Below are 12361 nucleotides of genomic sequence, written 5' to 3' on the forward strand. Positions count from 1 at the left end.
ACGACACTCGGCTTTCCGATACAATGCGTCACCGTGCCGACGACCGTGTCGGAAAGTTCAGCCGAGGTGCTCCATGGATATCATCGAAACAATCAAAGAGCAGATTGCCAACAACACCATTCTGCTTTACATGAAAGGCTCGCCGAATGCCCCGCAGTGCGGCTTCTCGGCCCGTGCTTCGCAGGCTGTGATGGGTTGTGGCGAGAAATTCGCCTACGTCGACATCCTGCAGAACCCGGAAATCCGCGCCAACCTGCCCAAGTATGCCAACTGGCCAACCTTCCCTCAGCTGTGGGTAGGTGGTGAGCTGGTGGGGGGCAGCGACATCATGCTGGAGATGTTCGAGAAGGGTGAGCTGCAGACCCTGATCAAGGAAGCAGCCGCCAAGGCCAAGGCTTCCGAGGCCTGATCCAGGTTTACCGCCGGCATGAAAAAGCCCCGCCTAGGCGGGGCTTTTTCATGGGTGCTATCCAGGGAGGCTTATTCTTCGCCCATCTGCGACTGCAGGTAGTTCTCGATGCCGATCTTGTCGATCAGGCCCAGCTGGGTTTCCAGCCAGTCGATGTGCTCTTCCTCGGACTCGAGGATGTCTTCGAGCAATTCGCGGGAGCCGAAGTCGCCGACCGTTTCGCAGTGCGCGATGGCGGCTTTCAGGTCAACCAGGCCTTTCTGCTCGATCTTCAGGTCGCACTCGAGCATTTCCTTGGTGTGCTCGCCGATCAGCAGCTTGCCCAGGTCCTGGACGTTGGGGATGCCTTCGAGGAAGAGAATACGCTTGATCAGCTTGTCAGCGTGCTTCATCTCGTCGATGGATTCCTTGTACTCGTGCTTGCCGAGCTTGTTCAGGCCCCAATCTTCGTACATGCGTGCGTGCAGGAAGTACTGGTTGATCGCGACCAGCTCGTTTCCGAGGATCTTGTTGAGATGCTGGATGACGCTTACGTCGCCTTTCATGATCGGGTTCCTGCCCTGTAGAAGTGTGCCAATGCAGGAAGTTTGAGCCCGACAACTTCGCGTGTCAAACCTAAGTTCTTGAATAATAAGTGAAAATTAATAGGAATAAGAATGTTTGTGAACCGCGTTCGAAGGCTAACTTATTGAATTACAGGCATAAAAAAACCGGACACGAGGTCCGGTTCTTCAAAATCGGGGTGTTTCAGGCGGCGTTAAATTCTACCGGATAAGGCAGGGCGGCCGTTTGACTGAGCTGAAGGTCTGTCAATGTTTCACGGACCACCTGCTTGGCGAGGCACGCACACTTGCCGCACTGGCTGGCGACGTTGGTGGCGGCACGGACTTCCTTGTAGCTGCAGCATCCTTCGTAGATCGCATCACGGATCTGTCCATCGGTTACGCCGACGCAGAGACATACATACATAAGGTCAGACCATCGCTGGTTGAGTCGATGGGGTGGAGCTTAATGGTAATGAGAATGCTTGTCAAAGCACTTGAAGAAAGCTTCATCTTCCCGCGACCGGTGGTTCGATTCGGCCTGTCACGATAAGCCGTGTATGATGGTCGGCCTTTGTTGGATGCCGGGCGTGCCAGCCTCGCCCGGGCAACGGTTTTTCACCATCATCAGGAGATAACGAATGAGCGTGCTCGTTGGTAAACAAGCCCCGGACTTCACCGTTCCAGCCGTGCTGGGCAACGGCGAGATCGTCGACAGCTTCAACCTGGCTTCGGCCATCAAGGGCAAGTACGGCCTGGTGTTCTTCTACCCACTGGACTTCACCTTCGTCTGCCCGTCCGAGCTGATCGCCCTGGACAACCGCATTCCTGACTTCGAAGCCCGTGGCGTGGAAGTGATCGGCGTGTCGATCGACTCGCACTTCACCCACAACGCCTGGCGTAACACCCCGGTCAACAACGGCGGTATCGGTCAGGTCAAGTACACCCTGGCGGCCGACATCACCCACGAAATCTGCAAGGCCTACGACGTCGAGTCCGAAGGCGGCGTAGCCTTCCGTGGTGCCTTCCTGATCGACAAGAACGGCGTTGTTCGTTCGCAGATCGTCAACGACCTGCCACTGGGCCGTAACATGGACGAGCTGCTGCGTCTGGTTGACGCCCTGCAATTCCACGAAGAGCACGGCGAAGTCTGCCCGGCCAACTGGAAGAAAGGCGACAAGGGTATGAACGCTTCGCCGGAAGGTGTTGCGGCCTACCTGAGCGAGAACGCTGGCAAGCTGTAATCGCCACGCGTAAAAAAACCGGCCCATGTGGCCGGTTTTTTTGTGTCTGGCATCCTGGAGCGCTGCGCGCCCCAGGATTTCGACTCAGTCGTTGAAGTCGCGCCAGCCGCCCATCTCTTTCCAGCGGTTGACGATCCCGCAGAACAGCTCGGCGGTCTTCTCGGTGTCGTAACGTGCCGAATGCGCCTCGCGCCCATCGAAGTCGATATCGGCACTCTGGCAGGCCCGCGCCAGTACGGTCTGACCATAGGCCAGCCCCGCCAGCGTCGCGGTGTCGAAGCTGGAGAACGGGTGGAAGGGGTTGCGCTTGAGATCGTTGCGCGCCACCGCGGCGTTGAGGAAGCCCAAGTCGAAGCTGCTGTTATGGCCGACCAGGATCGCCCGCTTGCAGCCATTGGCCTTGAGCGCTTTGCGCACGCCGCGGAAGATATCGGTGAGCGCGCTTTCTTCGCTCACGGCCATGCGCAGCGGGTGGTCCAGCTTGATGCCGGTGAATTCCAGCGCCGCCGCTTCGATATTCGCGCCTTCGAAAGGCTCGACACGGTAGAAGTAGGTGTGTTCCGGGAACAGGAAGCCCTTCTCGTCCATGCCGATGGTGACGGCGGCGATTTCCAGCAGCGCGTCGGTGGCGCTGTTGAAGCCGCCGGTCTCGACGTCCACGACCACCGGCAGGTAGCCACGGAAGCGCTCGGCCATCGGGTGGCGCGAGCTGCTGCCTACCTGACCGTCCTGGTCGTCATCGTAAAGGTCTTCGCTCACGCGTTGTCCTCCAACAGGCGCCAGCGCAGCGTTTCGCCAGCGCGCAGCGGAACCACGGTGGTGTCGCCGAACGGCAGGCTCGCCGGGGCGGTCCAGTCCTCGCGCACCAGGGTGATGGTGTCGGTGTTTGCCGGCAGGCCGTAGAACGCCGGGCCATGCAGGCTGGCGAAACCTTCCAGCTTGTCCAGGGCGTTACGCTGTTCGAAGGCTTCGGCGTACAGCTCGATCGCCGCGTAGGCGGTGTAGCAGCCTGCGCAGCCGCAGGCAGCTTCCTTGGCGTGCTTGGCGTGTGGCGCCGAGTCGGTGCCGAGGAAGAACTTCGGATTGCCACTGGTGGCCGCGTCCAGCAATGCCAGCTGGTGGGTGTTGCGCTTGAGGATCGGCAGGCAATAGAAGTGTGGGCGAATACCGCCGACCAGCATGTGGTTGCGGTTGTACAGCAGGTGCTGGGCGGTGATGGTTGCACCGACGTGGGCTGGCGCCTCGGTGACGAACTGCGCGGCATCGCTGGTGGTGATGTGCTCGAACACCACCTTGAGTGTCGGGAAGCGTTCGACCAGGCGACGCATGTGCTCGTCGATGAAACGCTTTTCGCGGTCGAACACGTCGATCTCCGAGCGCGTCACTTCACCGTGGACCAGCAGCGGCAGGCCAGTCTCGGCCAGTGCCTCGATCGCCGGGAAAATGTTGTCGATGCTGGTCACGCCCGAGTCGGAGTTGGTCGTGGCACCGGCCGGATAAAGCTTGGCGGCATAGACGATGCCGCTGGCCTTGGCTGCGCGGATGTCCTCGGGGCTGGTACGGTCGGTCAGGTACAGCACCATCAGCGGCTCGAAGCGACTGCCGGCCGGACGGGCGGCGAGGATGCGCTGGCGGTAGGCGTCGGCTTCAGTGGCGTTGCGTACCGGTGGAACCAGGTTGGGCATGATGATGGCGCGGGCGAAGGTGCGCGCCACGTCGCCGACGGTATGTTGCAGCACAGCACCATCGCGCAGATGGATGTGCCAGTCGTCGGGACGCAGGAGGGTCAGGCGATCGGACATTGGGGTTTCCAGGCGGTTCGAACTCAGGCGTCAATGCTACCGGAAAACCCAGTGGGCAGCACGGCTATCAAGTTTTCCGACGAGCGTCCGATAGCCTGCAGGTAAGCCGTCAGAATCTGTGGAGCCGCCCGTGCGCCAGCGTTACCTACTCCTGTTCAGCCTGTGTGCCAGCCTGCCGGCTGGGGCACTCACCTTCCAGACCCGCATGGAGAACATCGCCTGGAAGGTCGAGGGCGATCAGTTCGAGTGTCGGCTGATCCAGCCGATCGACGGCTTCGGCAGCGGTGAGTTCGTGCGTCGTGCAGGCGAGCAGCCAGTCTTCCAGCTGCGCTCGGACAGCAATGCGTTGGGCGCAGGTTCCGCAACGCTGCTGGCCGCCGCTGCCCCATGGCAGCCCGGGCGTGGCGACATCAACCTGGGTGCGGTGCGCATGAGCCGCAATGGCGTGCTGTTCAGCTCTTCGCAGGGCCAGGCCAGCCGGCTGATCAATGGTCTGCTGGACGGTCGCAGTACGGTGGTGCGCAACTATGCCGGCGAGGGCGGGCGGCCGATGGAGGTGCATGTACTGCCGGTGAGTTTCGCCAAGGCCTATAGCGATTACCAAGTGTGTGCCGCGAAACTGCTGCCGATGAACTATGACCAGATTCGCCAGACCCAGGTGCCGTTCCCCGGCACCGGTTTCGATCTGGACAGTGCGGCCCGTGCGCGTCTGGACGTGATCCTCGACTACCTGAAGGCCGATCCTACGGTCAATCACATCGAACTCGACGGCCATTCCGACAACAGCGGTAATCGCCTGACCAACCGCGATGCCTCGCGGCGTCGTGCGTTGGCGGTGGCTGAGTACCTCAAGGCCCATGGCGTGCCGGACGAGCAGATCACCGTGCGCTTCCACGGTGAGCGCTATCCCTTGGCCAAGAACAACACGGCTGCCAACCGGGCGCGCAACCGTCGGGTGAACATCCAGCTCGACCGCGTCACGCCGGTCGAGAAGCCCGTGGAGAAACCTCACGACGCGGCGCCCACCGCCCCGGCCCAGCCTGCAGCACACGCGCCTGCGGCGCCGGTGCCGACGACTCAGGCTCCGCCCCCGGCATTGCCAGCGGGCGCGAAGAAAGCCTGAGTGCGGCGACGGGTCGCGCTCACGACATTTCCTGTCGCTTTGTCATCACAAGCTGTCGCCCCACTGTAAATTCTTCACCGAGGTCGGTAGAATCGGCGGCTTTCCGTACAACCCCGTGGAGTGATGGCATGGCGGACGTAAAAAAGGTCGTATTGGCGTATTCCGGCGGCCTTGATACTTCGGTGATTCTCAAGTGGCTGCAAGACACCTACAACTGCGAAGTGGTGACCTTCACCGCTGACCTGGGCCAGGGCGAAGAGGTCGAGCCGGCCCGTGCCAAGGCGCAGGCAATGGGCGTCAAGGAAATCTACATCGACGATCTGCGCGAAGAGTTCGTGCGAGACTTCGTCTTCCCGATGTTCCGCGCCAACACCGTGTATGAAGGTGAGTACCTGCTGGGTACTTCCATCGCTCGTCCGCTGATCGCCAAGCGCCTGATCGAAATCGCCAACGAAACCGGCGCCGATGCCATTTCCCATGGTGCCACCGGCAAAGGTAACGACCAGGTCCGCTTCGAGCTCGGCGCCTACGCGCTCAAGCCAGGGGTCAAGGTCATCGCACCATGGCGCGAGTGGGACCTGCTGTCCCGCGAGAAGCTGATGGACTACGCCGAGAAGCACGGTATCCCGATCGAGCGCCACGGCAAGAAGAAGTCGCCCTACTCGATGGACGCCAACCTGCTGCACATCTCCTATGAAGGTGGTGTCCTGGAAGATACCTGGACCGAACACGAGGAAGACATGTGGCGTTGGAGCGTCTCTCCGGAGAACGCGCCTGACCAGGCCACCTACATCGAGCTGACCTATCGCAACGGTGACATCGTCGCCATCGACGGCGTCGAGAAGACCCCAGCTACCGTGCTGGCAGATCTCAACCGCATCGGTGGTGCCAACGGCATCGGTCGCCTGGACATCGTCGAGAACCGCTACGTCGGCATGAAGTCGCGCGGCTGCTACGAGACGCCTGGCGGCACCATCATGTTGCGTGCCCACCGCGCCATCGAGTCGATCACTCTGGACCGCGAAGTCGCTCACCTGAAGGATGAGCTGATGCCCAAGTACGCCAGTCTGATCTACACCGGCTACTGGTGGAGCCCTGAGCGTCTGATGCTGCAGCAGATGATCGACGCTTCGCAGACCAATGTGAACGGTGTCGTACGCCTGAAGCTGTACAAGGGCAATGTTACCGTGGTGGGCCGCAAGTCGGATGACTCGCTGTTCGACGCCAACATCGCGACCTTCGAGGAAGACGGCGGCGCCTACAACCAGGCGGACGCCGCTGGCTTCATCAAGCTCAACGCACTGCGCATGCGCATTGCCGCCAACAAGGGCCGTTCGCTGCTCTGAGTGTCGGTATGTGGTGAGAAACCCGGTCATTGTTGGCCGGGTTTTTTTTGCGTTCCTGTACCTACAGCGCAACCTTTTCTCCTTTCTTGATGGCCCGCACCGACAGCTGAATGCAGGAGTGGGCGCTCAGGTTGTAGAGCGTCCAGCGGCGCTCGCGCTGCGGGGGTTGAATCAACTCGGGCAGGATCTGGGTTTCGATGGCTTGGCGCACATCCTGCCCTGGCAGAGTGATGACCGTGGCTGCTTCGCTGTCGCCACGATCGTCGAGTGGCGGGTGTATGGCCCTGTGTTCCGGAATGTAGAGCGATTCGCAGTTGAAGTTGAGGGTCAGGAAGAACAGGACGGTCAGAAAGAAGGGGAACCCCATTAGAAACCAGGTGTAAATGGCCTGGCTCTCTGGATTCAGGAACGGTAGCGAGGCGAGCGCCGACGCTTCGATGATGCTAGCGAAGATGGCGATAATTCCCAAGGGTGTGATCTTTGCGGGACTGTTCATGGCATTCGATCTCCTGGCGTTAGCGCATCTGTATCGCTTCTGGCGCCCCGTGGAAAATGTCTGCTGTTTCCTCACCAGTAAAGTATTCCCGCTTATATGGCGGGTGATAAATGTTTCTTTATCAAAAGATAGAAATATCCCACCGCTTTGAAGCGCTATCCCCACCTGCTGCTTTCCCGGTTCATGCTAGCTTTCACGAGCATCTGGTCGAACGGATGGACATCGATTCGAGTCACGCAATGAATGTAGGAAGTTTCTATTAACGATGTAAGTTTCATCTTTGAATGCCCTCTGTCAGGGAATGGCTGCGCCATTACGCTATTGGCTCGGTTATCTTGGCGCGTCACAACTAGAATAATGGATCAATGGATATCCCATGAATAAAGTACTTATCGTGGATGATCATCCGGTCATTCGCTTGGCCGTACGTATGTTGATGGAGCGGCATGGATATGAAGTGGTGGCGGAAACGGACAATGGAGTGGATGCGCTGCAACTGACTCGAGAGTGTTTGCCGGATATCGTGGTGCTCGATATCGGCATACCCAAACTCGACGGGCTTGAAGTGATCGCGCGGATGACTGCTGCCAGTCCCCGCAGCAAGGTGCTGGTTCTGACATCGCAGGCGCCGGGGCATTTTTCCATGCGTTGCATGCAGGCCGGCGCCGCAGGTTATGTGTGCAAACAGCAGGAACTGACCGAGCTGCTCAGTGCAATAAAGGCCGTGCTGTCGGGCTACAGCTACTTTCCCAACCAGGCGTTGCACAAGACCCGCAGTGGTGTCAGTGGCGGCAGTGAGACGGAGATGGTCGAACGCCTTTCGGGACGCGAAATGATGGTGTTGCAACAGCTGGCGAGGGGACGTACGAACAAGGAGATCGCTGACAGCATGTTTCTCAGCAACAAGACGGTCAGCACCTACAAGACCCGGCTGTTACTCAAACTCAATGCTCGGTCACTGGTCGATCTGATCGAGCTGGCCCAGCGTCATGGCTTGGCCTGAAACACAAAAGCCTCCTTTGCGGGAGGCTTTTTCGCAGGGCTACAGGTCGTAATCGAAATCAGCCAGCTGCCGTTGCAGGCGCCGCTCTTCCAACAGATTGTCGATGGTGCGGCGCTTGCTGAGGTTGGTCTTTGCAGGTTCTACCTGAGGTTCGTCTTCGTCCTGCGCAGGGAAGTCATCTTCGATCAGCTCGTCTTTATCGGTGCTCATGTGTCACTCCAAGCCAAAGGGCCATTGGCCGTCCTTATAGCGAGAATCACGGAGTCGGTAAAAAAGATTTTTTCAATCGAATTGGTTGATTTTTCGCTATTGCCTCAATCGTCAGAGGTCTTGCCCCTGTACTCGCACAAGTCTTCGATCCTGCAGCTGCCGCAGCGTGGCTTGCGGGCCTGGCAGACATAGCGGCCGTGGAGGATGAGCCAGTGGTGGGCGTCGAGCAGGTAATCCCTTGGTACGAATTTCAGCAGCTTCCTCTCGACCTCCAGTACCGTCTTGCCCGGCGCGATGCCGGTGCGATTGCTGACGCGGAAGATGTGCGTATCGACCGCCATGGCCAGTTGGCGGAAGGCTGTATTGAGCACCACGTTCGCCGTTTTGCGCCCCACGCCGGGCAGTGCTTCGAGTGCTTCCCGGGTTTGCGGGACTTCGCTGCCGTGTTGCTCTATCAGCAAGCGGCAGGTCTCGATGACGTTCTTCGCCTTGCTGTTGTAAAGGCCGATGGTCTTGATGTATTCGCTCAAACCCTCAACCCCCAGGGCATAAATAGCCTCGGGCGTATTGGCGATAGGGTAGAGCCGCGCGGTCGCCTTGTTGACGCTGACATCCGTTGCCTGTGCGGAAAGGATGACGGCGATCAGCAATTCGAAGGGCGTGGTATAGGCCAGTTCGGTTTTGGGTTCAGGATTGTCTTCGTGCAGCCTGCGGAAGATCTCCAGGCGTTTGGCGGCATTCATGGGGTCAAAGCGTTCCTTGACGGCTTGAGGTGGCAGGGGCCGGACGCAGGCGATTGTACAAGGCCAGGAGCAGGCCGAGCAGTATCAATGCGCCGGGTGCCAGGTTCGCCAGGTGGATGCCGGCACTCTCTCCCAGCCATTGGCGGCAGGCGCCCAGTATCAGGCACAGGCCCGTCAGGCCAAGCAGGTGCCGGATGAGCGCCGACCAGCGTCCAGGGTGCGGTGCCAGCGCATCCACCGCGAGGCATTGCAGGCTCAGCAGGGCAGGGTAATGGCCGAGGCTCAGGGCAAGGGGCAGGGCCCAGGCGTTCAGGCCCAATTGCAGGCAGCTCGCCAGGGCGGCGGCGAGTATCAGGCTGGCGATAATCCGCGGCGCGCCGATCATGCGGTGCAGAGGTCGCATCAGCGCCTGGTGGCCGAGTACCAGCAACAGGGCGGACAATCCGATTGCCAGCGCGTTCGCCAGGGTCTGGGTGGCGCCCAGCAGGGGAGCCAGGGCACTGCCCAGGAGCCAGAATCTATTCATCGCTGGTGTGCTCCAACAGGCTGCTGCGCTGTGCATCGAAGTAGCGCAGAGCGTCCTGCAAGGCCGCCATTACTGCGCGTGAGGTGACGGTGGCACCTGCCAACTGGTCGAAGTCGCCCTTATCGCGCTTCAGCGCCCAGTTGGCCGCTGCGCCCTGCCGGTCGAATTGCTCAAGCCAGTGGCTCGCGGGGTCGCCAAGTTGCCCGCCAAGCCCTGGGCTTTCTTCCTGCATCAGCACCCGGGTAGCGATCAGGCGGCCATTGGGATCGATGGCGATCGACAGCATGATGGGCCCCGCATACCCCTGGATCTGGCTGCGCAGCACGATGGCACTGGTCGTACCGGCGAGGGTTGCGCGGTAGCCGCCCAATAGCTGACTGTGCTGCAGTTGAGCGCTGGCGATCGGCAGAGGCGCTTGCAGGGGAGCGTTGTCGTACCGTTGCGGGGGCAGCACCGCGAGCCATTGTTGTTCTTGCAGCTCTCGTGCGGCATCGGCAATGGGGGCCGCGGTCCACTGCCGCCAGGCCAGGGTGGCGGCAACGGCCAGGGTAGTGACCAAGGCAAGCAAGAGCAGGTCGCGCACTCTGGCGTTCATGAGGCGAGTGCCTGGCGTCGGGCTGCAATGCGATCGAGCGCCGGTGCTCCCAGGTTCATCAGCAGCACTGCGAAGGCCGTGCCGTCCGGGTAGTTGCCCCAAGTGCGAATCAAGTAGATCAGCAATCCGCAGCCGATGCCGAATAGCAGACGGGCCAGCGGCAGGCGAGGGCCGGACACCGGCTCGGTGGCGATGAAGAAGGCTGCAAGCATGGTCGATCCGCTGAACAGGTGCAGCAACGGTGAGCCGTGGGAGTCCGACCCTGAACCGTTCCAGCACAGCAGGCTGACGACCAGCAACGCACCCAACAGTCCCGCTGGGGCATGCCAGCTGAATACGCGACGCTGCAGCAGGAACACGCCGCCCAGCAGGAACGCTAGATTGATCCATTCGCTGGCGCGCCCACCGAGGTTACCGAAGCCTGAGTTACTGGCGAACAGCTCGTCGAGGGTCAGGCTGCGGTTGTGGCGCAGCACGTCGAGTACCGTGGGGCGGGCCCAGGCATCGATCTGCGTGCCGTGGCCGAACACCAGGCTCAGGCTGTCGGTCAGGTCGAGGTGGCCCGCCGGCCAGTGGGTCATCTGCAGCGGGAAACTCAGCAGCACGAAGGCGTATCCCAGCATGGCCGGGTTGAAGGGATTGCGGCCGACGCCGCCGAATACGTGCTTGCCCAAGGTGATCGCCACCAGCGCAGCGGTTATCGGCAGCCACCAGGGCGCCAGTGCGGGCAGGGCGATTGCCAGTAGCACGGCGCTGACCAGGGCGCTGCCATCGCTGAGGAAGGGGCGTATTGGCTGACCACGCAGATACAGCGAGAGCGATTCGCAGGTCAGTGCTGTTGCGCTGCACAGCAGCAGGTTGAACAGCACGCCCCAACCCTGCAGCCAGAGCAGGCACAACAGGCCGGGAACACAGGCCAGCAGCACAAGGCCCATGGCGTTGCGCTGTCGGCGATCAGGCGCCTGCATGGCCCGGTCCGGCCAGCAGAACGTCCAGCTGTTGCTGCGCTTCTTGCGCTGCCGCCTCCAGTCGCTGGATTTGCGCAAGCTGTGTCTGGTCCGCTGTCGCACCCAGGGCGCTACGTGCAGCGTTCAACTGCGCGCGGCTCATCGCCGCCGCGACCTTGGCCCGCTTCAGTGCGATCTCCTTGGCAGTCCCTTGGGCGTCGGTGCTGCGCTGAGCCCGGGCTTGGCGCTCGGCCTGGCGTCGTGTCTCTTCGCGCTGCAGGCGTGCGGCTCGTTGCTCGTGGCGCAGTCGTGCCTGATTGCGACGATGGCTGCGCGCGATCAGGTGCTCGGCGGTCTGCGCCAGCCCGCCAACGATCGGCACCAGGTTGTCCGGCAGTGGCAGCAGCTCGATGCAATCGACCGGGCAGGGCGCCACGCACAGGTCGCAGCCGGTGCATTCGCTGGCGATCACGGTATGCATAAGCTTGCTGGCGCCAACGATGGCATCTACCGGGCAGGCCTGTATGCACTTGGTGCAGCCGATGCACTCGGCTTCGCGGATGAACGCGACCTGCGCAGGGGCTGCACGGCGCTCGGGGTCCGGGGCGATCACTGGCACCAGCAGCAGTTGGGCCAGGGCGGCAATGGTTTCGCTGCCGCCAGGCGGGCATTTGTTGATCGCTTCGCCCGCCGCGAGGCCTTCTGCGTAAGGCCGGCAGCCTGCGTGATCGCATTTGCCACACTGGGTCTGCGGTAGCAGGGCGTCGATGCGTTGAATCAGGTTCATTGTGTGAACAGTCCGTTGAAGCCGGAAAAGGCCATGGCCATGATCCCGGCGCCTATCAGTTCGATCGGCAGGCCGCGAAAGGCGCGGGGCGCATCAGGATGATCGAGACGTTGGCGCAGGTCGTCGAACAGTGCCAGTGCCAGCCAGAACCCCATTCCCAGGCCCAGCGCCCAGGCGACAGTGGCGGCTGGACGGGATTGCGATGTGGCCATGTGCAACAGCAAGCCTAGCACCGCGACATTGCTCAGCAGCAGCGTTGGCAGATTCTGTGTAGGCCAATGAGGGCGCAAGCGCGTCAATGCCGTCGGGATGCCCCACGCCAGCACTGCCAGCCATGACAAGCCCAGTAGCGGTTCCAGGCCTTCAAACTGCGGCTGGCGCAGCAACAGGGCCGCGGGCACCAGCAACAGCATCGACAGTGCGCTGCTTAGGCCAAGCAGGTGCAGGCGTGCGCGGTCGGGCGTGCCGCTGTGCAGGATCAGGTGATTGACCAGCGCAGCGCTGACCAGAACCAGGACGAAATCGCTCATGGAGGTGCCGAGGGCCGGGGATGGAACGATTATCCGGCAGGGGGGCAGGCATTGGAAA

16 protein-coding genes and 1 pseudogene are annotated in these 12361 nt (G+C 61.3%); 5 read left to right on the forward strand and 12 right to left on the reverse strand.

Going from position 1 to position 12361, the window contains the following annotated elements; all coding sequences use genetic code 11:
• Positions 1-73: 73 nt before the first annotated feature.
• Positions 74-409 (forward strand): Grx4 family monothiol glutaredoxin, encoded by a 336-nt coding sequence (gene grxD / locus AC2CGW_RS14265; protein ID WP_136913238.1) that lies wholly within the window; start codon positions 74-76, stop codon positions 407-409.
• A gap of 71 nt (positions 410-480) precedes the next feature.
• On the opposite strand, the gene bfr is transcribed toward grxD, so the two are convergent.
• A complete protein-coding gene (gene bfr / locus AC2CGW_RS14270) occupies positions 481-954 on the reverse strand; it encodes a bacterioferritin (protein WP_054891795.1) in 474 nt (157 codons plus the stop codon).
• Positions 955-1156: 202 nt separating this feature from the next.
• On the reverse strand, positions 1157-1378 hold the full coding sequence (locus AC2CGW_RS14275; RefSeq protein ID WP_186668522.1) for a bacterioferritin-associated ferredoxin: 222 nt from the start codon (positions 1376-1378) through the stop codon (positions 1157-1159).
• A 214-nt stretch (positions 1379-1592) separates the two neighbouring features.
• Between AC2CGW_RS14275 and AC2CGW_RS14280 the strand changes: the two genes are divergently transcribed.
• Complete coding sequence (locus AC2CGW_RS14280) at positions 1593-2195, forward strand: peroxiredoxin (protein WP_054891793.1); 603 nt, start codon at positions 1593-1595, stop codon at positions 2193-2195.
• An 84-nt stretch (positions 2196-2279) separates the two neighbouring features.
• Here AC2CGW_RS14280 and rnt read toward each other — a convergent pair whose 3' ends face one another.
• Both rnt and pyrC read right to left on the reverse strand, forming a co-directional pair.
• Positions 2280-2954 (reverse strand): ribonuclease T, encoded by a 675-nt coding sequence (gene rnt / locus AC2CGW_RS14285; RefSeq protein WP_186668520.1) that lies wholly within the window; start codon positions 2952-2954, stop codon positions 2280-2282.
• Positions 2951-3997, reverse strand: a complete 1047-nt coding sequence (gene pyrC, locus AC2CGW_RS14290) for a dihydroorotase (RefSeq protein ID WP_186720710.1) — start codon at positions 3995-3997, stop codon at positions 2951-2953. Before pyrC ends, rnt begins: the two co-directional genes overlap by 4 nt.
• A gap of 130 nt (positions 3998-4127) precedes the next feature.
• Between pyrC and AC2CGW_RS14295 the strand changes: the two genes are divergently transcribed.
• Positions 4128-5120 (forward strand): flagellar protein MotY, encoded by a 993-nt coding sequence (locus AC2CGW_RS14295; RefSeq protein WP_484574196.1) that lies wholly within the window; start codon positions 4128-4130, stop codon positions 5118-5120.
• A 128-nt stretch (positions 5121-5248) separates the two neighbouring features.
• Positions 5249-6466, forward strand: a complete 1218-nt coding sequence (locus AC2CGW_RS14300; RefSeq protein ID WP_054891789.1) for an argininosuccinate synthase — start codon at positions 5249-5251, stop codon at positions 6464-6466.
• Positions 6467-6527: 61 nt separating this feature from the next.
• Here AC2CGW_RS14300 and AC2CGW_RS14305 read toward each other — a convergent pair whose 3' ends face one another.
• On the reverse strand, positions 6528-6962 hold the full coding sequence (locus AC2CGW_RS14305; protein WP_186668514.1) for a hypothetical protein: 435 nt from the start codon (positions 6960-6962) through the stop codon (positions 6528-6530).
• Positions 6963-7338: 376 nt separating this feature from the next.
• Here AC2CGW_RS14305 and AC2CGW_RS14310 point away from each other — a divergent pair, with 376 nt between their 5' ends.
• Entirely contained in the window at positions 7339-7965 is a 627-nt protein-coding gene (locus tag AC2CGW_RS14310; RefSeq protein ID WP_484574197.1) for a response regulator, read from the forward strand.
• Between the two features lie 39 nt (positions 7966-8004).
• On the opposite strand, the gene AC2CGW_RS14315 is transcribed toward AC2CGW_RS14310, so the two are convergent.
• From AC2CGW_RS14315 to AC2CGW_RS14345, 7 genes and pseudogenes are all read right to left on the reverse strand, one after another.
• Positions 8005-8175 (reverse strand): PA3496 family putative envelope integrity protein, encoded by a 171-nt coding sequence (locus AC2CGW_RS14315; protein ID WP_186668510.1) that lies wholly within the window; start codon positions 8173-8175, stop codon positions 8005-8007.
• Between the two features lie 104 nt (positions 8176-8279).
• Positions 8280-8918, reverse strand: a complete 639-nt coding sequence (nth, locus tag AC2CGW_RS14320; RefSeq protein ID WP_186720712.1) for an endonuclease III — start codon at positions 8916-8918, stop codon at positions 8280-8282.
• A gap of 4 nt (positions 8919-8922) precedes the next feature.
• The gene (locus tag AC2CGW_RS14325) at positions 8923-9444 is read right to left on the reverse strand and encodes an Rnf-Nqr domain containing protein (RefSeq protein WP_484574198.1); all 522 of its coding nucleotides are present in this window, start codon (positions 9442-9444) and stop codon (positions 8923-8925) included.
• Complete coding sequence (locus AC2CGW_RS14330) at positions 9437-10039, reverse strand: RnfABCDGE type electron transport complex subunit G (protein WP_186711509.1); 603 nt, start codon at positions 10037-10039, stop codon at positions 9437-9439. Before AC2CGW_RS14330 ends, AC2CGW_RS14325 begins: the two co-directional genes overlap by 8 nt.
• Entirely contained in the window at positions 10036-11007 is a 972-nt protein-coding gene (locus AC2CGW_RS14335; RefSeq protein WP_186668504.1) for an RnfABCDGE type electron transport complex subunit D, read from the reverse strand. The genes AC2CGW_RS14330 and AC2CGW_RS14335 overlap by 4 nt, the downstream gene beginning before the upstream one ends.
• A 4-nt stretch (positions 11008-11011) precedes the next feature.
• Positions 11012-11773, reverse strand: a pseudogene (locus AC2CGW_RS14340) (RnfABCDGE type electron transport complex subunit B); the annotation flags it as partial.
• Positions 11770-12303 (reverse strand): Rnf-Nqr domain containing protein, encoded by a 534-nt coding sequence (locus tag AC2CGW_RS14345; protein WP_186668502.1) that lies wholly within the window; start codon positions 12301-12303, stop codon positions 11770-11772. The gene AC2CGW_RS14345 and the pseudogene AC2CGW_RS14340, both read right to left, overlap by 4 nt.
• Positions 12304-12361 lie beyond the last annotated feature (58 nt).

It is taken from the genome of Pseudomonas sp. SYWMCR5, from assembly GCF_057197165.1.

Coding starts and splice junctions, on each gene's coding strand:
- grxD (WP_136913238.1), top strand. CDS start 74: ATGGATATCATCGAAACAATCAAAGAGCAGATTGCCAACAACACCATT.
- bfr (WP_054891795.1), bottom strand. CDS start 954: ATGAAAGGCGACGTAAGCGTCATCCAGCATCTCAACAAGATCCTCGGA.
- AC2CGW_RS14275 (WP_186668522.1), bottom strand. CDS start 1,378: ATGTATGTATGTCTCTGCGTCGGCGTAACCGATGGACAGATCCGTGAT.
- AC2CGW_RS14280 (WP_054891793.1), top strand. CDS start 1,593: ATGAGCGTGCTCGTTGGTAAACAAGCCCCGGACTTCACCGTTCCAGCC.
- pyrC (WP_186720710.1), bottom strand. CDS start 3,997: ATGTCCGATCGCCTGACCCTCCTGCGTCCCGACGACTGGCACATCCAT.
- AC2CGW_RS14300 (WP_054891789.1), top strand. CDS start 5,249: ATGGCGGACGTAAAAAAGGTCGTATTGGCGTATTCCGGCGGCCTTGAT.
- AC2CGW_RS14305 (WP_186668514.1), bottom strand. CDS start 6,962: ATGAACAGTCCCGCAAAGATCACACCCTTGGGAATTATCGCCATCTTC.
- AC2CGW_RS14310 (WP_484574197.1), top strand. CDS start 7,339: ATGAATAAAGTACTTATCGTGGATGATCATCCGGTCATTCGCTTGGCC.
- AC2CGW_RS14315 (WP_186668510.1), bottom strand. CDS start 8,175: ATGAGCACCGATAAAGACGAGCTGATCGAAGATGACTTCCCTGCGCAG.
- nth (WP_186720712.1), bottom strand. CDS start 8,918: ATGAATGCCGCCAAACGCCTGGAGATCTTCCGCAGGCTGCACGAAGAC.
- AC2CGW_RS14325 (WP_484574198.1), bottom strand. CDS start 9,444: ATGAATAGATTCTGGCTCCTGGGCAGTGCCCTGGCTCCCCTGCTGGGC.
- AC2CGW_RS14330 (WP_186711509.1), bottom strand. CDS start 10,039: ATGAACGCCAGAGTGCGCGACCTGCTCTTGCTTGCCTTGGTCACTACC.
- AC2CGW_RS14335 (WP_186668504.1), bottom strand. CDS start 11,007: ATGCAGGCGCCTGATCGCCGACAGCGCAACGCCATGGGCCTTGTGCTG.
- AC2CGW_RS14345 (WP_186668502.1), bottom strand. CDS start 12,303: ATGAGCGATTTCGTCCTGGTTCTGGTCAGCGCTGCGCTGGTCAATCAC.